This window comes from Strawberry lethal yellows phytoplasma (CPA) str. NZSb11 (assembly GCF_000397185.1).
Classification (GTDB): domain Bacteria; phylum Bacillota_I; class Bacilli_A; order Acholeplasmatales; family Acholeplasmataceae; genus Phytoplasma; species Phytoplasma australiense.
Genome location: NC_021236.1, coordinates 64,403 through 89,245, shown reverse-complemented (window position 1 = coordinate 89,245; position 24,843 = coordinate 64,403). Strand labels below are relative to the sequence as shown.

16 protein-coding genes are annotated in these 24,843 nt (G+C 26.7%); 3 read left to right on the top strand and 13 right to left on the bottom strand.

Features of this window, described 5'->3' with window-relative positions; translation table 11 throughout:
- Positions 1-525: 525 nt before the first annotated feature.
- From SLY_RS00410 to SLY_RS00385, 6 genes are all read right to left on the bottom strand, one after another.
- The gene (locus tag SLY_RS00410; RefSeq protein ID WP_015637661.1) at positions 526-1,392 is read right to left on the bottom strand and encodes a DegV family protein; all 867 of its coding nucleotides are present in this window, start codon (positions 1,390-1,392) and stop codon (positions 526-528) included.
- A 28-nt stretch (positions 1,393-1,420) separates the two neighbouring features.
- Positions 1,421-2,053: a diadenylate cyclase gene (locus SLY_RS00405; protein WP_235043283.1), complete on the bottom strand. Its 633-nt coding sequence runs from the start codon at positions 2,051-2,053 to the stop codon at positions 1,421-1,423.
- Between the two features lie 150 nt (positions 2,054-2,203).
- Positions 2,204-4,852 carry a magnesium-translocating P-type ATPase gene (gene mgtA, locus SLY_RS00400; RefSeq protein WP_041784265.1) on the bottom strand — a complete coding sequence of 883 codons (2,649 nt, stop codon included), beginning with the start codon at positions 4,850-4,852 and terminating at the stop codon, positions 2,204-2,206.
- 333 nt (positions 4,853-5,185) lie between these two features.
- A complete protein-coding gene (gene rpsD / locus SLY_RS00395; RefSeq protein ID WP_012358693.1) occupies positions 5,186-5,782 on the bottom strand; it encodes a 30S ribosomal protein S4 in 597 nt (198 codons plus the stop codon).
- Positions 5,783-5,997: 215 nt separating this feature from the next.
- Entirely contained in the window at positions 5,998-6,426 is a 429-nt protein-coding gene (locus SLY_RS00390) for an OsmC family protein (protein WP_012358692.1), read from the bottom strand.
- Between the two features lie 244 nt (positions 6,427-6,670).
- Positions 6,671-7,222, bottom strand: coding sequence for a lysophospholipid acyltransferase family protein (locus tag SLY_RS00385; RefSeq protein WP_235043282.1), 552 nt, complete (start codon positions 7,220-7,222; stop codon positions 6,671-6,673).
- 22 nt (positions 7,223-7,244) lie between these two features.
- Here SLY_RS00385 and SLY_RS05550 point away from each other — a divergent pair, with 22 nt between their 5' ends.
- The gene (locus SLY_RS05550) at positions 7,245-7,400 is read left to right on the top strand and encodes a hypothetical protein (RefSeq protein ID WP_235043281.1); all 156 of its coding nucleotides are present in this window, start codon (positions 7,245-7,247) and stop codon (positions 7,398-7,400) included.
- Between the two features lie 52 nt (positions 7,401-7,452).
- Here the strand turns inward: SLY_RS05550 and SLY_RS00380 are convergent, their stop codons facing one another.
- Positions 7,453-7,950: a dihydrofolate reductase gene (locus SLY_RS00380; protein WP_041784264.1), complete on the bottom strand. Its 498-nt coding sequence runs from the start codon at positions 7,948-7,950 to the stop codon at positions 7,453-7,455.
- Positions 7,947-8,813 carry a thymidylate synthase gene (locus tag SLY_RS00375; RefSeq protein ID WP_015637655.1) on the bottom strand — a complete coding sequence of 289 codons (867 nt, stop codon included), beginning with the start codon at positions 8,811-8,813 and terminating at the stop codon, positions 7,947-7,949. Before SLY_RS00375 ends, SLY_RS00380 begins: the two co-directional genes overlap by 4 nt.
- Positions 8,814-9,965: 1,152 nt before the next feature.
- Here SLY_RS00375 and SLY_RS00370 point away from each other — a divergent pair.
- Both SLY_RS00370 and SLY_RS00365 read left to right on the top strand, forming a co-directional pair.
- Positions 9,966-11,063 (top strand): hypothetical protein, encoded by a 1,098-nt coding sequence (locus tag SLY_RS00370; RefSeq protein WP_015637652.1) that lies wholly within the window; start codon positions 9,966-9,968, stop codon positions 11,061-11,063.
- 193 nt (positions 11,064-11,256) lie between these two features.
- Positions 11,257-12,186 (top strand): hypothetical protein, encoded by a 930-nt coding sequence (locus SLY_RS00365; protein WP_015637649.1) that lies wholly within the window; start codon positions 11,257-11,259, stop codon positions 12,184-12,186.
- 1,001 nt (positions 12,187-13,187) lie between these two features.
- On the opposite strand, the gene pyk is transcribed toward SLY_RS00365, so the two are convergent.
- From pyk to nrdE, 5 genes are all read right to left on the bottom strand, one after another.
- Positions 13,188-14,543 (bottom strand): pyruvate kinase, encoded by a 1,356-nt coding sequence (pyk, locus tag SLY_RS00360; protein WP_015637647.1) that lies wholly within the window; start codon positions 14,541-14,543, stop codon positions 13,188-13,190.
- A 10-nt stretch (positions 14,544-14,553) separates the two neighbouring features.
- Positions 14,554-16,104: a 2,3-bisphosphoglycerate-independent phosphoglycerate mutase gene (gpmI, locus tag SLY_RS00355; RefSeq protein ID WP_015637646.1), complete on the bottom strand. Its 1,551-nt coding sequence runs from the start codon at positions 16,102-16,104 to the stop codon at positions 14,554-14,556.
- 1,782 nt (positions 16,105-17,886) lie between these two features.
- Positions 17,887-19,179 carry a phosphopyruvate hydratase gene (eno, locus tag SLY_RS00350; protein WP_015637642.1) on the bottom strand — a complete coding sequence of 431 codons (1,293 nt, stop codon included), beginning with the start codon at positions 19,177-19,179 and terminating at the stop codon, positions 17,887-17,889.
- Positions 19,180-20,197: 1,018 nt separating this feature from the next.
- Positions 20,198-20,683, bottom strand: coding sequence for a Panacea domain-containing protein (locus SLY_RS00345; RefSeq protein WP_235043303.1), 486 nt, complete (start codon positions 20,681-20,683; stop codon positions 20,198-20,200).
- 1,015 nt (positions 20,684-21,698) lie between these two features.
- The gene (nrdE, locus tag SLY_RS00335) at positions 21,699-24,269 is read right to left on the bottom strand and encodes a class 1b ribonucleoside-diphosphate reductase subunit alpha (RefSeq protein WP_015637639.1); all 2,571 of its coding nucleotides are present in this window, start codon (positions 24,267-24,269) and stop codon (positions 21,699-21,701) included.
- Between the last annotated feature and the right edge of the window lie 574 nt (positions 24,270-24,843).

Sequence of the window (24,843 nt, the reverse complement as noted above, 5' to 3'; positions counted from 1 at the left end):
ACAAAATGGTACAAAATGGAAGCAAATAAAAACATAAAAACAAAATAATTATAAATAAGTTTTTGCTTGATAAAAATAAAAAAACCAAACATTCAAATATAAAATAATTACTTCAAAATATGCGTTGTTTGGTGATTTTTCGGAAAAAATTATATGTGTCTGAATTTAGCAAAATATGAAAAAACAAATAAGTTTTTTTATTTAATGTAATTTTTTTCATCTAAATAAGTTTGAAAAGAGCGTATTCTTTTTAAACTTAAAAGGGGAAATAAAAAAGTTTGAAAAAAACGAAAAAAATATTGTTTTTGCATTATTTCTTGCACTCATCGATAAAAAAACTTTAATTATTTTTTCATACAGCGGTTTTGTTTAAATTAAAAAAATCAATTTTAATTAAGGATAATTTATTTTTAACAATCTGAAAATTATTTTTATTTTTAATGGAAATATCTAACTGATTTTAAATTTTAAAGAATAATTAAAATAAAAGTTTTTTAAAAATAAAGATAGTAAAATAATTTATATTTATGCTTTGATTGTATTCAGATAAAAACCAAATGCTTTGGAACCCATATGAACTGCAACCACAGAAGAAATGGAACCATAATCAGAAACTGTAATTTGAGATTCATTTAAATCGTTAATTTTTTGCAAAAAAGCTTTCGTTTGGCTATCTTCGTCAACATGAACTGTTTGTATATCTAGGGCATTGTTAATAGTTTTTTCATTTAAAACACTTTGAATTAAATATTCAAAACATCTATTAAAATTTCTTATTTTCTTATTAATCATTAAAACACTTTTTTGATATTTAACAATCGGATGGATTTTAAATAAAGTACCAATAAGGGCTTTAAACTTACTAATACGTCCGTTTTTAACTAATTGTTTTAAGTTTTCGATATAAAATAATAAAAAACCTTGGTCTAATTCTTGTTTCAGCTGAAATTCTAAGGCTTGATAACTGTCAAATGTTTCTTGCTCTAGTAAATAAGAAAGTCTTTTCAGGGCAAAAATAACTCCAGGTCCAACAGTTTCGCTATCAATGATAGTAATTCTTTCATCATTTAATATCTTTTTCGCTAAAAGGGCGCTATTAAAAGTACCACTTAATTTATGCGATAAAGTAAAGCAAAAAACATGTTCATAACCTAAAGAAAATTGTTTTTTAAAAGCTTGAATAAAAAGTTCAGGGTTGGGTTGGCTCGTTGTTACTTTTTTCTTTTGATCGATAAAATGCAATAATGTTTTGTTATCAAAATCGCCATCAACATAACTTTTTCCATCAACTATTATAGTTAAAGGGACTACGGAAATATCTGGGAAAAAGCTTTTTCCATAATCACTTCCGCAAGTAGAATCAACTATTATTCCTAATTTTCTTTTTTTCATTTTTTTCTCCTTTCGCTTTTAGTTCATTTTAGTTCATAAAAATAGCAAGATATTCTTGAAGTTTGGTTTTTAAGTTTATTTTAATCATAATTCCTTCTAAAGCAATGGAAATATTGCCAGTTTCTTCGGAAACAACAATTGTCATACTGTCTGTTGTTTCACTAATCCCTAAAGCAGCACGATGACGAGAACCGGTTTTTTTATCAAAATTTTCATCAGCTGATGATAAAGTATAATAAGCGCTTGCACACAAAATTTTATCACCTCGAATAATAACGGCTCCATCATGCAAAGGAGTGTTTGGGGTAAAAATATTTAATAAAAGTTCTTTAGAAACATCACCATTAATTACAATGGCTTTTTGGGCATATTGCTCTAAAATATTGTTTTTCTCAATAGTAATTAAAGCTCCTGTTTTTCGGGAAGAAAGTTCCATGACAGCTTCAATAATTTCTTTTTGAGTCCAATCGCCACCCATAAAAACATTTTTTCTTTTAGCATGCCAATATTTTTTCCAATTATTTAAAACATTTCTAAAAGAAGGAGCTTTAATAATGATTATGCTAGTTAAAACAAAATAATAAAAATTTTCTGAAATTTTTTTTGATCCCAAAAAAGATAATGTAATAGGCGCTTTTTGTGTATTTAATAAATAAGCCACACAAAGAAACCACACAAACAAAAAAATCATCTTTAAAATTTGATATTTAATCAAGAAAAAATCAAAAAAAAGCAAAAAAAGAAGAAAAAATAAGAAAAATAAAGGATTCATAAAAGTCCTTTCTTAATAAAAATAAAAAGTTTCAAAAAATTATAATAATTGTTTATTTTTTTTAATAAAAATAATTTTTGCCCAAACCATAACGAAAGAATAAAAGAACAATAAAAAGAACAATAATAACCAAATATGATAATTGGAAGAAAGAAAAAAATTACCATCTAATTGTAAAGCATCTCTAATAAATTCGATGTGTGGCGCAATTGTTGCAACAATAAGACCAAAAGCAGAACAAATAATGATTAATGGTGAAGGTAAATTTGTAAATTTCTTTTTAACAAAAAACTTATCTGTTCTTAATAAGAAAAGGGTTAATGTTTGTGACCAGATTGAAAAAATAAACCAACTAGTTTGAAATAATTTTTTTTGTGCTTCTCCTGATTTTCCTAAAAAGCCCATTCCTAATAAAAAAGAGAAGTCCACTAAAAACGAAATAATCCCGAACCAAAGCATAAAGTTTTTAATATTTTTGAAATCAAATTTACTAGGTTTTTTTAAATAATTTTCATCAACATTATCAAAAGGAATAGAAAAACAAATTAAATCATAAATTAAATCTAAGAATAAAATTTGCAAAACAAGCATTGGTTGAAATGGTAAATAAAAACTAGCCAATAAAACACTTAAAGAATTGCCAAAGTTAGAAGCTAAAGTAAATTTAATATATTTGATAGCGTTGGTGTAAGTTTTTCTGCCTTCAATAATCCCGTTCTCTAAAACATCGAGTTGTTTTTCTAAAAGAATAATATCGGCAATTTCTTTAGTAATTTCTGCTCCAGTATTAACGCAAATGCCTACATCGGCTTTTTTCATTGCAAAGGCATCGTTAATGCCATCGCCCATAAAAGCAACTATATTACCTTTTTTTTTGAAAAGAGAAACAATGCGTGCTTTTTGTTCGGGCGATAACTTAATAAATAAATTAGTTTTTTGTGCCTCTTGATATAAAGTTTCGTCATCTAATTGATCAACTATATCACCTTGCAAACAATGAGTTGCATCAATATTTAATTTTTGAGCAACTGTTTTAGTTAAAATTTCATTATCTCCTGTTAAAATTTTGACAATGATTTTTTTTTGATGAAGTGAGGCAATTGTTTTGATGGAGCTTTCTTTGATAGGATCTAAAAAAGTCAACAAGCCAATAAGAGTCATTTTTTCTTCTTGAATAGGACCATTACCTTGAATAATGTTTTTTTGAGCAACACCAATTACTCGCATCCCTTTTTGATTATAAATTTTTGTTTGGTCTAAAACTAATTTTTTATTTTCTAAAGTTAAAGGAGAAGTTTGGCCTTGAATTATAATTGAATCACAAATATTCAAAATTTCTTCAATCGCACCTTTGGTAATCATTTTTTGGTTGTTATTTTGATTTTCAACCACCACGCTCATTTTTCTTCTTTTAAAATCAAAAGGGATTTCATCGATTTTCTTAAATTGTTGTAATGTATTTGTCAAACCAAAAGCCGCTGCTTTAGAAATAATGGCTTCATCAATTAAACTTTTTAATCCTGTTTGAAAAAAACTATTTAAATAAGCATGTTTTAAAATGGTGATATTTTGTTGACCTTCTAAATTACAAAAATTTTCTAAAAACACTTTATCTTCAGTTAAAGTACCAGTTTTATCCGTAAAAAGTACGTTCATGGAACCAAAACTAGAAATAACATTAAGATTTTTAACAATTACTTTTTTTTTAGATAAAGCAACAATCCCTTTGAAAAAAGAAGTTGTAATAATCAAAGGAAGCATTTTGGGGGTGAGTCCAAAGGCAATTGTTAAAGTAAATAAAATAGTTTGTAAAAAAGAAAAAGAATTATTTTTATAAATGTTAAAAAGAAAAACTAAAGGCGACATTAAAGAAATGCATATAAATAACAATTTCGCAACTTTATTTAAGTTGGAATCTAGATGCGAAATTTCTTTTTTTTGATGAATTTCTTTATTGATTTTACCTAAATAAGTATCTTTGCCAGTAAGAACGACAATTCCTGTTGCATAACCGGAAATAACTATTGAACTAGTTAAAACTAATCTTGGATCTTCTAAGAAATTATTATATTTTCCAAGCACTTGAGCTTTTTTTTCCACTGGTTCTGATTCGCCAGTAAAAGTAGTTGTTTTCACAAAAAAATCTTTTGTTTCTAATAGTTTCAAATCAGCAGGCACAATGTCTCCTGCAGCAAGCAAAATAATGTCGCCTCTAACAACTTCTTCTAAAGGGATTTTTTGGTTTTGGTTTTGGCGTTTGACAGAAGTAGTATTTTGGACTAATTTTTGTAATTGAGAAGTTATTTTTAAATATTTGTTTTCTTGAGTAAATTGGATAATTAAAGAACTTAAAAACATCATAAGCGTAGTAATAATCACAGCATAACTAGGTGTTTGTGAATTTTTAAGAGGCATTGCAACATCATTAACTAAAGATACAACCATCAAAATGATTAAAACAAGGTTAAAAGGGGTAAAAATCAATTTTATTATTTTTTGACAAAAATTTTTATTTTTTTCTTTTGAAAGAAGGTTGGGTCCGTATAAATTTCTTTGAAAAAGAATTTGTTTTTGGTCTAAGCCTTGCCATGAAGACTCTAAAGTTTGAAAAATTTCTTCATTGCTTTTTATACTTGCTTTTTGAAGAAAATTAATTGTTTCTTCTTGTTTTAAATTCTTTTTTTTCATAATAATCAAAGTTCCTTTTGGGATTTGTTCAAAAAATCTAATAAATCATTACGTTGTTTTTTTAGACAACTTTTTTAAAGCGATATAATTATCTTTAGTTTTATTATATGGTTTTTGAAAGCGTTTTTGTGGCGAAAAAATAGGGCCACATTTTAATTTTTTCTGTCTTTTTTCTAAAATAACTTTCTTTAGAAAATATGAATGTTTTTTCTTTAAAAAAATTTTAAAAAACTCTAAATTTCAAGAAAAGTTCGCATTTTTTGAAAACAAAAAAGTGAAAAAAACAATCATAAACAAATACAAAAAACACCTTGTTTTAAAAGGTGTTTTCAGTTATCTATTATAAAATTCCACTATTAATTGTTCATTAATTTCAGCTAAAAATTCATTTCTTTTTGGATATCTAACATATTTACCATTTAATTGTTTATCTAAAGAAACATAATCTGCTCGAACAAATTTATTTTTCAATACCTCTTCAACTATTTTTAGATTTTTAGATTTTTCTCTCAAAGTAATTGTTTGTCCTGGTTTAAGAGAGTATGATGCAATATCAACTTTTTTGCCTTCAACCAAAACATGACCATGGTTAACCAATTGTCTTGCTTGTGCTCTAGTTTTTGCAAAACCTAAACGATAAACGATGTTGTCAAGGCGCGATTCTAACAAAACTAAAAACATTTCGCCGTGAATTCCTTTTAACTTAGAAGCTCTTTCGAAAGTTTTACGAAATTGTTTTTCTGACATTCCATAAGTAAAACGTAATTTTTGTTTTTCTTTTAATTGTAAACCGTAGTCACTTATTTTGGCTCTTCTTTGACCGTGTTGACCTGGCGCATAAGCTCTTTTGCGTAATTCTTTGCCAGTTTCTGTAATAGAATAATTTAATCTTCTAGAAATTTTCCAAGTGGAACCTGTATAACGTGACATTTTTTAACTCTCCTTTTTTAAGGTAAAGTTTTATAATTAGATTTATTAACAATCAACTACTTTCTTTTCTTTCTCAAACAGCAAAGAATTACTTGGAAAAACCTCTCTAAGGCAAGTGATTAGTTTAATAGGGCTAATTATAACTGTTTTTACCATCATTAGTATTTTATAAAAATTTTCTTTAATAGTCAAGGTTTTTTTGTTTTTTATTATATTTATTGAGTAATTAATTCATCATAAGAAGCAACTTTAACTTGAACATGAGGGTCATTGCTAATTAAACGTGAAATAGGACATTTGTAGTCAACAGTTTTTAAAATTGTTTCTGTTTCTTCCAAAGACATACCTTTGATTGCCAAAATTGCAGTTGGTTTAAAATAAAAACCTCTTTCATCTTTTAACATTTCTAAAGTCACTTTAACTTTGATTTCTGGATTTTTATGTCCTTTTAAATCTAGAAATTTGTGAGTAGTTCTATACAAACAAATTGCCCAAGAAAGACAAAATAAATCTTTAGGTCCTGATTGACCTTGGCTTGGTTCTAAAGCCGAAACAAGCTTTTTAGTAGTTCCGCTTTTTTCTTCAAAAAAACATAAATCATTTAAATAAGGGTTGAAATAAGTAGTAGTTTGAAAAACAATCATTTTTAACATTTCCTTTTCTTATATATTTATTATTTATCTTTAAACTAAATCCTAAACACTCCACAAAATTAAATATTGGAGTTTTGTTTTTAGTTAGTATTTTTATTTTCTTTACAAAATCATAAAGTTGTCAAATACATTAACAATCCTAAAAAATTTTGTTGAATAAGTAATTGTTTGATTTTTAATTTTTCAAAAATGTTCTTAAATGTTTAGTGTAATAAATTCAAAAAAACAATTCTTTTTATTCCAAACCGGAATTAATTTTGTTTTCAACATTCAAAGCTATTTGTTTTATTGTATCACAACGATAATCATCATATTTTAAAACTGGATGCAAAATTATTTCTACTCTTTTTTTTTGCCACCAAAAATAATTTTTAATTTTACTAGCACCTTTAATAGTTAAAGGAACGATAGAAGCTTGACTTTTCAAAGCTATTTTAAAAGCCCCCCCAAAAAGAGGAGTTACTCTTTCGTTGTCAACATCTGTCATGCCTCCTTCAGGAAAAACAACAAGAGCTAATCCTGATTTAATTTTAGGAATCGCTTTACTTAAATTTTTGGCTGTTTTTCTAATGCTTTCCCTTGATACAACCATGCAATCAGAAGAATAAAAAGCTAGGTTTAAAAGCCACTTAGTTAAAAACGGGAAGCAAAATTTATCTTTAGGGGCAAAAGTTAAAGTCCTAGGAAGAGAAATTGCAATCAAAAAAGCATCTGTATAAGATTTATGATTAGCATAAATAACGATATTTTCTTTTAAAGGCAATAAGTGTTTATTTTTAACTATCACCTTAATTCGTAAAAAAACTTTAATGAAGCGAGATAAACTGCGAATGACAAACCCTTTAAAAGGATGGTTGGGAGGCAAAAAAGACATTATGATAAAACACAAAATTAAAAAGAAAAAAGTCATTAAACCAGCCATTATTAAGGATAAAAGAAAAATTATAATAGGGTTATTCAAATAAAAATGTTTTAAATAAAAAAAATTAGAAACAATCATAGTGAAAAAAAAGACAATTAACATAATGGATCCTTTTTCCTTTTATAAAAAGCAAAAATTAATTGAGGTTGAATCGTTTTTTGAATTAATTGAAAATCTTGCCAATTGACTGGAGGAAAATAAACATTCCCTTTATGTCTATTTAAAATATGAGTAATATATAAATTATCCACAAACGGCAAACTTTGTTGATAAATTTGTCTACCTCCAATAACAAAAAGATGCGATTTTTTCTGAATTAAAAAAGTTTTTAAAAAAGTTAACAAATCGAAAACCACTTCACAACCATCCAATTGCAAACCTTTATTTCGAGCTGCAACATAAGTTTTTTTAAAATTAAAAGGCTTGTCTTTGAAATAACTTTTTAACGAAAGATAAGTTTGATGACCCATTAAAACTTCTTGATTCAAAGTTGTTTTTTTAAAAAAATGCAAATCTTGAGGATAATGCCAAGGAAGTTTATTATCGCTTCCTATTAGATAATTACTATCAAAAGCTGTGATTAAATTAATCATATAGCAATATCTCCTTTCAAAGTTCCATCGCAAAAATAATTTTTTAAAGTAAAATCTTCAAATGAAAAGCCATCAATATCTTTAATATGAGGGTTTAAAATCATTTGGGGAAGTTTTTTTGGAGTTCTTTGGATTTGAATTTTGATTTGATTTAAATGGTTGTGATAAATATGTGCGTCTCCCAAAGTATGAATAAATTCGCCAACTTCTAAATTTGTCACTTGAGCAACCATCAAAAGCAACAAAGCATAAGAAGCAATATTAAAAGGTACTCCTAAAAAAACATCGCCACTCCTTTGATAAAGTTGCAAGGAAAGTTTTCCTTCTAAAACATAAAATTGCATTAAAATATGACAAGGAGGTAAAGCCATTTGATGTAATTGTTCTGGATTCCAAGAACTCAAAATCAAACGCCTAGAATCTGGATTATTTTTTATTTCAGAAATTAAAAATTTAATTTGATCAAAGCCATTAAAATCACGCCATTGTTTGCCATAAACAGGACCTAAATTTCCATGCAAACCAGCAAAAGCTTTATCTTTTTTAATTTTTTGAATAAATTCTTCCATAGTTTCGTTTTTAAAATGAGGCGATTTTTGATATTTTTGATAAGGCCAATCATTCCAAATATTAACATTGTTTTTGACTAAATAAGAAATGTTCGTGTCTCCTTTTAAAAACCATAAAAGTTCATGAATAATCGCTTTGAAATACATTTTTTTAGTAGTTAGCAAGGGGAAGCCATCTTGGAGATTGAAACGCATTTGATAACCAAAAACGCTTTTAGTTCCTGTTTTCGTTCGGTCTTCTTTATTAAAACCTTTTTTTAAAATAAAACGACATAAATCTAAATAAGTTTTCATAACAAATTTTCCTTACAAATCTTTTTTATAAATTATAATTTCAGTTTTTCTTGCCAAAAAAGATGTTATATTTGGTTTTTTTATTTCATAATTTTTATAATTTTATAAAACTTAATTTTAAATAAATTGTGTTTATTTATAGATTTAGAAGATGAATTACTAAAATATCTACAATTATTATGAAATAAAAAAATAAAACTGTTGCAAAACTTATAAACTTTTTTGCTTTTAAAAAACTTTAAAACTCAAAAAAATAATTTTTACATCTTCCCTAAAAAAAATTTAGTTAAAAAACATCACAGTAATAAATTTCAAAAAGACCAAACAAGAAATATGGCATTATGACATAAAAAACTAATGCAAAACAAATAACCAAATCAAGAAAAGAATGCAAAAAACCGTTTTTTTGGTTAAAGAAACACTAAAAGTTCAAACATCAAAAATAGGGTTTTTTTAAAACATGTTTGGTTTGGTTTTTTGGTGGAAAAAAGTTTTATTTTTTCAAAAAATGTTTGTTTGTTGTTTATTAGTGAAAAAATATGTCTTTAGATTTAGAAAACATCCAAAAAATAAACATTTTTTAATCTGAAAAAATTTGAAATGATTACAATATTTTTAAAATTTAAAAATAAAAAATTGTTGAAAAAAACAAAATATTAGAACTTCAAACTAGCAAAAAATTAATTTTGGATTATCATCAATTACTTATTCCCATAAAAAACTTTTTCTTTGTTTGAGAATCGAAAAAATAATGTTTTATTTTTTTACAAAAATAACTTTTACGTCAACTATTTTTTAAAAAAGCAATAATTCAAATATAGACGAGTTTAAATTATTTTTATTAATGACATCAATAATTTTTTTCTGATATCAAATATTTATTTATCAACAACATTCCACTCTATATTATACAATTAATTTGCAGATTTTGAAACTTACAAAACACTATCAAAGACATAAAAATAAAAAAATATTCATAAAAATAAAAAAGTATCTCTTTTTTCTTGTGGTTCAGTTATAATATTATTGGATTTTAAAAGAATCAAAAGAAAATAAAAAAACACGATAAGAATAAGATTCATTTTAAAATTTTGATTATGATCTTAAGTCTTTGGAAGGCTAGGATATTAGAAAGTTAAATTAAGGAAATCATTGAATAACAATCATCAGCCTCAAATTTTACAAAAATATTGGCAGTATTTTTTGGGGGTTTTATTAACAGTTTTATTTATCTACCATTATCAGTTTGTTTTTGCAAATAGTGAAGATAAATCAACTGATATTACAACAATTACAACAAATTTGGGAGTTTTTGAAAATATTCCCGAAGACACAGAAATATGTCAAAGAATCAAAGAATTGCATTCTGAGTTTAAAAATAAACAAATTAAAAAAAATTGCGACATCCAAATCCAAATAAAATCAGTAGAAGTTGATGGTCAACTTTTAGAGTATGAAGGAACAGCGTATATTGCAGCGAAAGAAAATTCAAAAACTATCAAAGGCAAAAAAGAACTGACTTTTTATATTAAACAAGATTTAGGCAAATGCATTCAAAATAAAGATTTAGGTGAAGTTGAATTAAAAAAAATTAATGCCAAAGTCCCTGAAATACAAGATTTAAAAGAAATTATTGCAAAAATAAATCCTGAATTAGATTTAGATGAAGTTGAAATTTTAGAAAAAAAATTGGAAAGAAGCAAATTAACTTTAAAAGCAAAAGAAAACTCTTTAAAATATAAAGGCAAAGCGGAATTTAATTATAAAATAAAAGAAATAGTTAAAAAAGAAATTAGTGAAAAAATTGTAGAAAAAATTTTGCACGAAAAGAAAAACGCCACTTCATCAGATAATCAAGAATCCAGGAAAGAAATTAATTTTGAAGATTTAAAAAAAACAATTAATATCGCTGTTGAAAAAGAAATGAAACGTAAAGAAGCCACTGAAGAATCTGTCTTGAATAAAGGCCTGGAAGCGGCAGGTTTAAAAACTCAACATCCAGAAAATCAAGAAGAGGAAGAACTGATTGCACCAAACAATGATGTTGATGAAAATATTCAACATATTAGTGATGAATTAAATTCAGAAGAAACACCTGCATTAACATCAAAAACAATAAAAGACAAAATTACTCAAAATAAAACATATATTGTTTATATTATTGCTGCTTGTATTATTTGTTTTTTATTTGTTATATTCAGTATCTTTTTTATCTCTTGTAAAAAAACAAAAAAAATAATAAAGGCTTAAAAGAGATTGAAAAATCTCTTTTTTCTTTTTAGTCTTTATAAAAAAAGAAAACAAAAAAATAAAACAAATGACTTCATCATTTTTTCAAAAAAAAATAATTCAACTTAAAATAATTTTTTTTACTGTTTGTGGCGTTAGTTTTTTTTGTTTTTTTTGTTTACCTCAAACATCTTCCCAAAACAAAACTCCTTTTGTGTTTCAAAAAGAAAAACAAAAAGACACAAACATTTTCAGCCCCACTTCAATTAAAGAAACAATAAAAGAAAAAAATCCTTTCAAAGAACTAAAACATTTTTCAAGAAATCCAAGAAAAAAAAGAGAATTAAGGGGGGTTCAAAAAAAAGTTTTTTTTAAACCTTTAGCCAATCAAAATCGCAATTCCCAAAAGAAAATTGATTTACTCAAAATGAATTACAATAATAAACCACAAATAAAAAACATTTGCAAACAATTTGTTCCTCAATTAGAAGGCCAAATTCAAGATATGAATATTTATAATGTTTATTTAGGAAAAATGAGTAATGAAGAAAAGGCTTTAGAGTGGTTAAAAAATAAATTTCCAAAAAGACACTTTGTCAAAAATTTATCTTATGGAATTTATAACGATCAAATTAATCAATCTTACGTTTGCTTTAATTCGCGTTTAAGAGGAGGAGTTCCTGAAAAACTATTATTAGTTTATTTTGATGAAGGAACAAGAAAAAACACAAGCAACTGTCATTCCTTAGATGCTTTGAAAAGTTTGGGAAATGGAGCTAAAAATATGTATATATTTTGGCAAGATGAAGGGGTTTCCAAAGAAACAAACTTTTGGGAAGAAAATTTTTATACTGATCTTATTTATGAAAAAGGTTCTGGTTATGATAGTCCTGCTTACTTAAACATTAATAGCATTGTTTTGAAAAAAAAGGAAAACAATGAAATAGTTGCGGTTTTTCCGATTAAATGCCAAATGAAAGCGCCTCTTTCGCTACATAACTATGATTTAGAATTAAGATTTCCTTATTATAAATATCAATATAAAGGTTTCTTTTGGAAAACTCGCAAAATTAAAAGAATCCAAAAAATTGATTTATGCGCCAAACAAACAGGAGAAAAAAGAACTCTTTATTATAAAAATTAAATTTAAACAGCAAACATCAAATCTGCTGTTTTTTTAATTTATCAATTATTTAAGTATCAGAATTTATAAAAATACATAAAAAATTGTTTTTGTTTTTAAAAAAAATTTAATTTAATTATTAATTTTTTTACAATCAAAAAGAAGAATAAAAAATTAAAAATTATTTCAAAGAATGTATAATAATGCTTATTGTATTGAAAACAATTAAAAAAATATTGGAAGAAAAAAGATTATTAGAAGAAAACTTACAACCAACTCATTAAAAAACCTTTAAACACAAACATTAAAAATAAATAATAATTAAGACTAACTTTTTTTCAAGTTAGTCTTTTTTCTTTTTGAAGCTTCAAAAAATAATTTTCTAATTTGGTTGCAAAATGTTTTTTTGAAAAAACATGCATTAATTTCAAAAATAACAAATAAAAATATGGTAATTTGTCTCAATTGTGTTTATTTGTGGTTTGTTGGTGTAAAATATGCATGCATTTACCAAATTATGAAAAATTAAGAGTATTTTTATTTATCAAGTATTTTTTAATTTGAAAAATTTGTAATTATCGCAATTTTTTTGAATTTTAAGAAAAAAATAAAACAAAAGTTGAAGAATCTTTGGAAAAAATTTACTTTTCTAATTTCTGATTTAATGTTTAATGCTTTAGTAAATAAACTAGTCGAAATTTTTCAGAAATTCACGCTCCCCAAATTCTTTAATTATTCCTCAAACTCCTTCTTTAAATAAGGGGAGGGTTTAATTTCACAATCATGCACACTCTTTTCTAAAAACGTTTTTAAAAAAGAAATAAAAATTAATTTTTGGTTTTGGGTACAAAAAAAGACCGACTAAAAAATAAGTCAGTCCCAACTTTTTTTGGAAAAAATAAAAAGTGTTTTTAAATTATTTCGTAAGACCTCTTGGTCCTAATTTTTTTTAAAAGTAAAAAAAGTTTTTATAAATTTTGCTAAAAGCAAGCACAAGTTATAAAAAGTGAGCAAGCAATTAATTAAAAATTCTTTAAGGTTAAGGAATCTTTTTTAATGACAGCAAAAACTAAATTATTTTGATTTTCACTTTTCAAAAGGTTTAATTTAGTCATTAATTCCGCCTCAGTTAAGAAAGGGAAATTGGAAAAATTTAATGCCAAAGTTGTACTTGATTTTAAATCTTTTACTTTAACAAAAACTGGCACTTTGGAGCGAAATTTAGCAAAAGCATAACCATAAGCAAGATCATCTTCAACAACAATTGCATGAATTTGGTCTTTTAAAGCCATTTGGATAACACTAAAAGCTAGATATTCAACTCTATTTTGAGGATCATAAAAATTAGAAATTAAATCATAATCAAGATACTCTTCGGCTTTATGATTAATTTTTGCCATATAAGAAACTGACTTTTCAGGATAAAGTCCTGATGCCGATTCGCCTGATAACATAGTTGCTGTAGTGCCTTGTAAAACTGCGTTCCAAACATCACTAATTTCTGCTTTAGTAGGGCGAGGGTTTCTTTGCATTGATTCAAGCATTTGAGTAGCCACAATAACAGGTTTACCGGCACAAAGACATTCTTGAATCATTTGAGTTTGATATAAAGGAACAAGTTCTCCCGGTACTTCAATTCCTAAATCACCACGAGCAACCATAATGCCGTCAACAACAAGAAGAATTTCTTCTAAATTATCTATTCCTTCTTGGTTTTCTATTTTAGCGATTATTTTAATAGTATCGTTTTGCTTTTCTTTTAAGATTTTTCTTACTTCCAAAACATCTGAAGCATTTCTAACAAAAGAAAGTGCTAAAAAATCATATTTTTTTTCACAAGCAAAAGCAATATCGCGAGCATCTTTTTCAGAGATATAAGGCATTTTTAATTTAATGTTGGGAACATTAACGCCTCTACGGGATTTAACTAAATGAGTGTTGTTAGCTTTTGTAATTAATTCTTTGTTTTGTTCATCTTTGGCAACTACTTCTAAAGTTAAATAACCATCATCAATAAAAATTAAATCACTAGTTGTAACATCATCATAAAGTTGTTCATAACTGATAGAAAAATTTTTTTCAGTTCCTAAAACTTCTGTAAAAGCGATTCTTACTTCAGAGTTTTGTTGGATTTCCACTGGTTTTGCAAAATTATGAGTTCTAATTTCTGGTCCTTTAGTGTCTAGCATAGTTGCTACATAAGTATTTAATTCTTGGTTAATTTCTTGAATCATCTTTAAAGTTTCTTCGCTGTTTTGATAATCAGCGTGAGAAAAATTAAAACGAGCAACATTAAGACCATTTTTTACTAATTGTTTTAAAGTTTCTTTGTCGCGACAAGCAGGTCCTAAAGTGCACACTATTTTAGTTTTATTCATTTTTTCATCCTTATTTTGAAGTTTTATTTGTTTTTTCGATTAAACTTATTCCTGTCATTTCTGGGGGTTGGGGAATGCCAAGCAATTCTAACAAAGTAGGAGCAACATCACATAAAGCTCCTGTTTCTTGTCGTAATTTTACTTTGTGAGAAGTAATTACAAAAGGAACCAGATTAGTTGTATGAGCTGTATGAGGTTTTCCGGCCTCATCTGTCATTTGTTCTGCGTTTCCGTGGTCTGCCACCACACAAGCAATACCGTCTATTTTTTGGATGGCTTCAACAACTCCCTTTAAACAACTGTCAACCACCTCTACCGCTTTAATAGCAGCTTCCAAAGAACCTGTGTGACCTACCATATCAGGATTTGCAAAGTTAAGGATCATAGTTTGATATTTTTTTGATAAAATAGCTTCTTTAGCTTTCGAAGTGATTTCATAAGCTCCCATTTCAGGCTTTAAATCATAAGTAGCAACACGAGGAGATGGGATTAAAAGATGTTTGCTATTTGGCAATTGTAATTCTTTTCCACCATCAAAAAAGAAAGTAACATGAGGATATTTTTCAGTTTCTGCAATACGTAACTGATGCAAATTATGATCAGCGATAACCTTACCATAAAGGTTTTTTAAGGTTGTTGGTTGAAAAGCGATTTCACCTTTAGCATATTGAGAATAAAAAGTCATATTAACAATAAAAGCATTATTAATTAATTTTTGACCTTTAAAAGGGGTTTTTCCGGGAGTTTGAAAAGAAGCAGTCATGGAAGGGTTAGAAAAAGCAGTAGCCAAACGCATTATTCGGTCTGAACGAAAATTAACAAAAATAAGACTATCATTATCATTAATTAAACCGTCGGGATTAACTAAAAATGGTTTAATAAATTCGTCTGTGATCCCTTTTTGATAAGAGGCCTTTATTTCTTCAATGCAAGATTTTATAACTGGGTATGTTCCTAAAGTTAACATATCATAAACTAAATTAATGCGGTCCCAATTATTATCGCGGTCTAGGGCATAATACCTTCCACTAACAGAGGCTATCTGAAAACCATCATCAATCATTTGTTGGAGATATTTAACTCCTGAAACAGGGTCATCATCTCTACCATCTGTAAAAACGTGTAAATAAGTTTTATCTGCTATTTGGTGTTTTTTCATTAATTCTAATAAAGCTTTAAAATGATCTAAATGAGAATGAACGCCCCCTTCAGAAACTAATCCTAATAAGTGGATTTTGGAATGGTTTTTTTTCGCATGTTCAATCGCTTTTAAAAATTGTTTGTTTTGAAAAAAAGATTGATCGCGAATAGATTTATTGATTTGAGTTAAATATTGATCAACAACTCTACCTGCTCCTAAATTAAGGTGTCCGACTTCACTATTTCCCATTTGTCCTTCAGGAAGTCCTACCGCTTCTCCTGATGCTTGGAGAGTGGTGGTTGGGAAAGTTTTTAAAAGATAATCAAGATAAGGTGTTTTTGCTAAATAAAAAGCATTATTTTCTTTTTGACAAGACAAACCTAGTCCATCTAAAATTAATAAAGCAGCAAATTTGGTCACTTAAAAGTCCTCCTTATAAGCTTTAAACATCTACACAAAGAAGTTTTAAAAATGTTCTTTGTGATGAATAATTTGTTTTAATTTTAATTTATAATCCTTATCAAAAGGATTTCTTGGAAAAAAATTTTATATTCTTGAAGTTTGGTTTTTATGTTGATAAATAATTTAGATTCTTTTTCAAACACTTTTGGATTCTGGTTCTTAAGTTTAATAGTTCTTCAGTGTAATCGCAAATTTAATGTAATAAATATTACTTTAACTAATCACAAAAAAGCTTATAAATTAGCATTCAAAAGAAACTTTAAATATCTACACAAAGCAGTTTTAAAATGTTCTTTGTGATGAAGAATTTGTTTTAATTTATAATCCTTATCAAAAGGATTTCTTGGAAAAAATTTTATATTCTTGAAGTTGGGTTTTTATGTTGATAAATAATTTCGCTTCTTTTACCAACACTTTTGTCTGCTGGTTATTAAGTTTAAGATTCTTCATTGTAATCACAAATTTAATGCAATAAATATTACTTTAATTAATCACAAAAAACTTATAAATTGGCATTCAAAAAAAGCTTTCCAAGTATCTTCAAAAAAATATCTCCAAAGGTAAAAAAGAGCTCTTGTTTTATCTTTGCAAAAATAATTAATTTATGACTGAGCCATTTTTGCTAAATCTTTTAATATCATTATTGGAAAATATAGTCTTTTTTTTCAATAATAAAATAATTACTCGAGACTTTGCCATATTTTTCTTTCAAAAATACTTTTCTTTCAAAAAAATATTGTTTGTTTATAAGTTAATAATAAGAGTTGTTAAAATTACCAATAAACTTTTTTACAATAATTAGTTAATATCTTAAATGTTTATAAAATAATTTTAATGTTTGAACGCAAGTATTAGTGCATATTTTAATTTTTTTCAGTTCGCAATAAATTGAAATGTCAAATGGATTAAATTTGATGAATGCATTAATTTGCGAATAAAATGAAACAAGTTAATTTAAGATTTTTTCTTTTGTAAATGGAAATAATTTTTTGGATTATTGTGACAATAAAAAAAATGATTAAGATAAAAAAATTATTATTGGAATAAGATAAAATTGGAATAAGATAAAATAGATTCATTGAAACATTTATACGTTCTTTTTATATTATTGGAAATCGAAAGATTAAAAAGATTAAAATATGAAAAAAATCGGCCGATGAAAAACAACTAAAAAACGGAATTGAATTCATACAGGAAATAAAAAAGGGGTAACTGAAAAAAAATAGAATTCATTGGTGCAATGTTAAATCTTTAAAAAATTTTGTTTTATTTGGAACACGCAGCCATAAGTTTTTCTACTTTTTCAAATTATTTCAAATGAAAAATTAATATCTTTTGCAATTGCAGCTAAATACTTTTTTGAGAGATAAAAACAGCTCACAAAAGCTATTTTTCATCTACCGATAACTATTTTTTCAATAATTTTATTTTTCTAATCAACTTTATTTCATACTTTAAATAAAATGAAAGTTTTGGAAACCAACTATCATTTTGCAACAATTAAAACCCACTTAGGAATGGTTGAAACACTTGACCCACGTTTAAAAAATTATCCCAATTTTTTCAATCTCAAAAAATAATTTCCGCTTTAATAAAATTTAGAAACATTGCAGGATTAGTAGCAAGCACTTCTAAAGGAAAAGATTTAAAAAATCAAAAATTTTTCAGTCATATTCACAATGTAGATGCTATTCAATGTAGATGCTATTTTTTTTATGTTGTTAATATTTTGAATTCATTTTATTTTTTTAAATTGTAAAAAACTTTAAGACCTAAATAAGATGGATTAGACATATTTTTTTCAATTCTTAATAACTGATTGTATTTAGCAATACGGTCCGTACGAGAACAAGAACCAGTCTTAATTTGACCTGTGTTCATTGCTACTGCTAAATCAGCAATGGTAGTATCTTCTGTTTCGCCACTACGATGAGAAATAACAGCAGTGTAAGAAGCTTTTTTAGCCATTTCAATCGCTTCTAAAGTTTCTGTCAAGGTTCCTATTTGATTTAATTTAATTAAAACTGAATTGGCAATTTGTTTGTCAATCCCTTCTTGTATTTTTTGAGTATTTGTCACAAATAAATCATCTCCAACTAATTGAACTTTTTGACCTAATTTTTGAGTTAATAATTTCCAACCATCCCAATCATTTTGGTCAAGTCCGTCTTCGATCGAAAGAATCGGATATTTGTTAATTAGTTGTTCATAATAAGAAACTAACTCTTCGCTGCTAAAAGTTTTATTATTTTCAGACGCTAAAAGATATTTTTTTGTTTCGCGGTCGTAAAATTCAGAAGCGGCAACGTCCATCCCTAAAAAAATGTCTTTTCCTGGAACATAACCCGCATTTTGAATTGCTTCTAAAATGATTTGCAAAGCTTCTTTGTTAGAATTTAGATCAGGAGCGTATCCACCTTCATCTCCTACTGTAGTAGGCAATCCTTTTTGTTTTAAGATTTTTCCTAAATGATGAAAAACTTCTGCTCCGTAACGCAATGCCTCTTTGAAACTAGGGGCTCCCGTTGGCAAAATCATGAACTCTTGAAAATCAACACTATTAGAAGCATGAGCCCCACCATTAATTACGTTCATCATAGGAACTGGCATTTGTTTAGGCGCAATCCCTGCGATATATTCATAAAGTTCTAAACCTAAATAATCAGCTGCAGCTCTTGCACAAGCTAAAGAAACTCCCAAAATTGCATTAGCTCCTAATTTAGATTTATTGGGGGTTCCGTCAAGTTGAATTAAAGTTTGGTCAATTAAGGCTTGGTCTAAAACAGATAAGTTTTGTAAACGAGGTTCAATGACTGTTGCAACATTTTCAACCGCTTTTAAAACTCCTTTACCTAAATATCTTTTAGAATCAGAATCTCTTAATTCAACTGCTTCATGTTCTCCAGTTGAGGCTCCTGAAGGGACTAAGGTTTTTCCTTTAGCTCCTGATAAAGTAATTACTTCAACTTCAACCGTTGGATTTCCTCTTGAATCTAGAACTTCAAGGGAGTTAATTGTTTTAATGTATGGCATAAATTCTCCTTTTTAATTTAATTGTAAAATATTGAAAATTAAATATTTGATAACCAATAAATATTATAATACTTTTTTATCATAAAAGATATTTTAATGTTTAAATTTAGAATAAATAATATCATTAATTTCATTTTAAGTTAAAAAATATTTGATTATTGCTGTTTTTAGGGCAAAAATTATTAAATAAAAAAATAAAAAAGGGCATCTTTTTTCTTAAGTTTTCCTCTAAATAAAAAAACCAAATAATGCATCATAATGCACCAAAATATTACGATTGGAAAATAAGCAAAATCATTTTTTAAATTATGGAGCAGTTATATTGAAACTTAAATATTTTTATTGCTGAGTAAAAGTTTGCTTTTTATGAACTTAACAAGATTTTAAATTTTAAAAATTTGTTAACATTAAATTAAAAAAATCTTATCAAAGGAAATATGGTAATAAATTAACGGAAGCACTAAAAAATCCAAAAAATAATTAAGAATATAATCCTGAAAAATGGGGTTGAGGAATAAAAAAATAATCTTTTTTTCAAACTTTTTTAAAGTTCATTTTTTTAGTTTGCATCCTAAAAATACTCAACTTTAAACAAAAATGATTATCAATTGACAGAAATGAAAAATCACCAAAAAATTAAGTATTTTAATAAAATTTCGGTTTTTAAAATTGAAGAAATTTAAAAATTATCCAAATATTTTGAAGTTTGTAAGAGAAAAATAAAACAAAAAATGGCAAAACTTTGAAAACAATTCATGTTTTTATGAAAAAAACATCTAAACAAGCTGGTTTATCTTCTTTAAATCCCATCACTAAAAAACCCAAAAAATAATCATCTTTTAATTAACAAACAATAACAAACCATTAAAAATACCCAATTCTAAAGCCAAACAAATTGCACGCAAAAAAAAACAACGTTACTCAAACGCTAAATAAATAAATTTTAATCCTCAATTAACCGATATCAAATTAAAAATTGAAAAATTAATTATCTAAAAAATTATCAAGCACTAAAACATCAAGAAAATTCGTGCCAATTCTCAGGTTTTTTAAAATATTGGTATATTGCTATATCAGGAATAACACATACTTTTGGAAAATAACCAGGCAAAGGGCTTTCGTAATATTGTTGGCAAGGAAGTTTGTTAATTGCTTGTCTCATTAATTCTTTGGAGTCAACCCAACCATATTTTTCCATGACGAAATTTAAAACTTGTAGGCGACTTGCGTTCAATTGTTGACCACGCATGCTGCACGGAATAGGATTTGTGATGATTTCTTTTGAATCATGATCTTTTAATTTATCAAATAAAGTGCGAAAAATAGGTCCTTTTTCCCACGCTTCCACTTGAGCAGCAGCCAAAGATTCTTTAAAATCAACTAAATGCTTGGCATGTGCATAATAAAGTAGTTTTTGAAGTTTCCAGTGATTCACTTCCATGTTTTGAATCAGATAGTTAGCTAAAGCAAAGATATAAATATTTTTGCATCTTTTCAATTTCATAATCAAGAATTTTTTCCTTTCGTTTGGTATTTTTTTATTTGCTGTGTTAAAGGTTTTTGATTTTTCTTTAAAAAAACATTGTCCTTTTGGGATTCCTTTTTTTAAAAAACGTTACTTTTATATTTTTTTAACAATTTTGTTTTTCCAAATAAAAAATTAAAATATAGCAATAAATAAAAATAGATTTAATAAAAAGTTTTTACAATTTGAGGAGAATAAAAAAATGAATGTTGCAATATTGATGATAATTATGAGATATTAAAAAGAGATTTTTTCATTTGATTAATTGTAAAAAAACTTGTTATCAATGATGGTTAGAGATTTTTTTATATTTTCAATCATCTCCAAATTAAATTGTTCCAAGAAATTAAAAAAACCAAAGGGTGATTTGTGCATTGTTTATCTAGTTAAATATTTGAATCGACCTAGTAATGGTCCTGAAAAATGGGGTTGTTAAATAACAAAATAGTATTTTTTCAAACTACTTATTAAAGTAGTTTGGTTTTTTGTTTTTATCGGAAAAACCTAAGAAAAGAGGGGAACAGATGCTTTGAAAAATCACTGTTAAAAAAACAAAATTCACTTTTTGGTGAGTGAACCACAATAGTGGGGTTTTAATATTGTAAAGTAATGAAAAAAATTATTTCATCTTTTAGTTGGGAAGAATTGAAAAAAATTAATTTTATCAGGATATTAATAATTATTTTTTATTTATTGTAATTCAAACAAATATTTAATTTGTTTTGTTAGTTTGAAAGCATATAAAATTATCTATTATTTTTTAAGTTTTAAAGAATAATTTTTTAAAACAAAAAAAGGCTAAAAAAATATTTCCCCAATTTAATGTAGTTTTTCCAAGCAGCTGTTTTCCTCTTTCAACCTTTTCTTCTCTTAATTTTTCCTCTGAATAACAAAAAAACCAAACTACTTTAATAAGCAGTTTGGAAAAAATCATTTTTATTTATTCAAAAATCCCAATTTTTAAAGGACTATATTCTCGTTATTAAAAAAAATTTTAAACACCACAAGCTTCACATTCATCAACTTTTAATTTTTGTGTGCGAGTATAATAAAGTGTTTTTATACCTTTATGATGAGCGTAAAGATAATATCTTTGCAATTCACGTGTTGTAATATCAGAAGTTATCCCAAGTTCAAAGGAAATCCCTTGATCAACATGTTTTTGAGCGGTAGCAATAACATCAATTAATTGGTATTTATTCATCTTGTAAGCAGTAACATACATAAAAGAGGTTTCTTTTAATCCAGGCATTGGACAATAAGTTTTGGAATTTCCATATGTACGTTCTTCTACTAATTGTTTAATTGGTGTTAAAGAAGGAGTTGTTCCCATAATATAACCAATTGTGCCATTAGGTGCAACAGCTAGACGATGAGAATTAAAAAGACCAAATTGTTGAACATCTTTTTTAAGTTGTTGCCAATCTTTTTCACTTGGCAAAGGAATATTGGCAAACATTTTTTTGATTTTATCAGTTTTTGGTAAAATTTCTCCACGGCCTTTAAAATAAGATCCATCCGCATAATGAGATTTTTCAAAAAGATAAAATTTTTGTCCTGTTTTTTTGGCTTTTTGACAAGAATGCAAGAGACTATAATAATTAATAGCATTAAAAAAAACATCAATCAAATCTTTGTTTTCTTCACTGCCAAAAGCAATGTAATTTTGAGCTAGAAAACCATGATGACCCATGATTCCAAAACCAACACTTCGGTTTAATCGATTAGCTTTGGCCACTGCAGGAACATAATTGATATTTGTTTTCATGGAAACTGTATTCATCACTTCCATCGCCATAAAAACAGTTTCTTTGATGGTGTTGTTATTAATCATATTAGACATGTGACCGGATGCTAAATTACAAGATACATCCATTCCAATTTTATCTTCTTGGGTGTGGTTGTAATCAGTATAATGAGAAGTGATAGTTGGTTGAAGAATTTCTGTGCATAAGTTAGAAAATTTAACTTGTAAATGAGAGGTGTTGTTTTGATTAACGTTATCGCAAAACATTAAATAAGGATAGCCTGACTCACCTTGCATACGAGCAATCAATTCTAATAATTGACGCGGTTGAATAGCTTTTTTGCGAACTTTCGGATTGCTTACCAAAATATCATACCAATAATCCATGTTAACTGCAATATCAGCGAAGTTTTTTTCGTATTCCAAAAAAACAGTATGAGGATAAAAAGTATACATGACTTCGTTTTTTCTTGCCAATTCAATCATTTTATTAGGCACTATAACTCCTAGAGATAAAGTTTTTACACGAACATCTTCATCAGCATTCAGTTTTTTAGTACTTAAAAAATCTTCAATATCGGCATGAAAAACACTTAAATAAACTGCTCCCGCACCCGTTCTTTGACCCATTTGATCGGCATAACGAAAACTATGATCGAGTAATTTACAAACGCCAACAACTCCTTTGCACACGCCCTTAATTCCTTTAATACTTTCACCTTTCGCACGCAAATTAGTAATGTTAATAGAAACTCCACCACCAATTTTGGAAAGTTGCATTGAAAATTCATTAATGCGAGCAATATCGTTTAAAGAATCACCTGCTTCTAACAAGAAACAAGAAACAAATTCACCACGATGTTTTTTACCTGCATTTAATAAAGTTGGGGTTGCTGGGGTGAAATCTTGGTTAATCAAAGATTTAATCAATCTTTTAGCAATTTCAAAATCTCCTTGAGCGTGATACAAAGCATTAACGCACAATCTGTCTTCATAAGTCTCTAAATAATACTTTTTGTCTCTGCTTTTTAAGGCATAATCGTTATAAAATTTGAAAGCTCCCATAAAAGTAGAAAAACGAAATTGTTTTTGATAAGCTATTTTATAAATATCTTTAATTTGTTGTTCGTTATATTGACTTAAAAAATCAGTTTCATAATATTCGTTAGTTTGTAAAAAAGTCAATTTTTCTTTTAAAGTATCAAAGTGTTTTAATTTTGGCTTTACTTCTTCTAACAAAAAACTTGTTAAAGCTTCTTGGTCTTTGTTTAAATCTTTAATATTGCCATTTTCATCAATAATTTGATTATTAAGAAGAATCCAGGGTGGCAAAATTTTTTGTGTGGGAGGGGTTGGTTCATTTGTGTTTTTAACAGTAACATCCGAAAAATTAGAATCATTTTGTAATGGTTTTTTGAAAGAAAATGAGGAATTTTTTTCTTTTTTGTAACTAAGAAGCCATTTTTTTAAAAAAAGTCTTTCTTCTTGGATTCCTGAACCCTCAAATTTTAAAACTAAAGGGATGTTGTAAGTAGAGGCAATAATATCGCCTGCTTTGCCATAATTTTGACCCCAGGTTTTATTGCCAGAAACAGCAACTCCAATGACTTTATCACGATTTTGATCTAAAAAAAGTTTCGCTTCTTGAGATACTTCGCCAAATTTAACACTACGAGTTAATAAAAAAACATCATTATCTATAGCGTTTGCTTGGCATTCGCTAATATGTTTGAAATCAAAACCAAGACTTTGCGCCATATTATAAACTTGGCCTTTTTTTAAACCGTCATAAATTATTTTGATTTTTTGTTCTAACATAAAAGCGCTCCTTATTTTATTTTTTTTATTTTTAAAAAATGGAATAATTTAGGCAACTCTTTTTTAAGCTTTTTTTGACTTAAAAAATTATTCTTTAAAAATAAAAATCAAATAGATAATTTAATATCTCTTCAAATCAACAAAACAAATTAATTAAATTAAAAATGTCTAATTGTTTTCATAATTTAGTAAATGCATGAAATATTTTTGTAAATTTTCAACTTCTGCTATATAATTATAAGTAAAAAAAATAAAAAAACATCAATAAAAAATCTTCTACCTTAATTTTATCATTTCGGTTAAAAAAAATACGCAGTAAAATAAAAAAAATATTTTTTTATTTGCTGTTAACGCTTTGCCGCGAATCCCCGTTGAATCCTCAAAAAAATCCCTGATGAATCCCAAAATAATCTTTTTTTAGTGTAAAAACGTCAAAATTAGGGGAGTGAATTTTTATCAATTGAGACACTTTTAATAAAAAGCATTAAAATATCTCTTGTTTTGATGTTTTTTTGTCGTTTTTTTAAAGTTCTTTTGTTGGTTTTTGTCAATTTCAGGAAAGAAGTGATGCAAA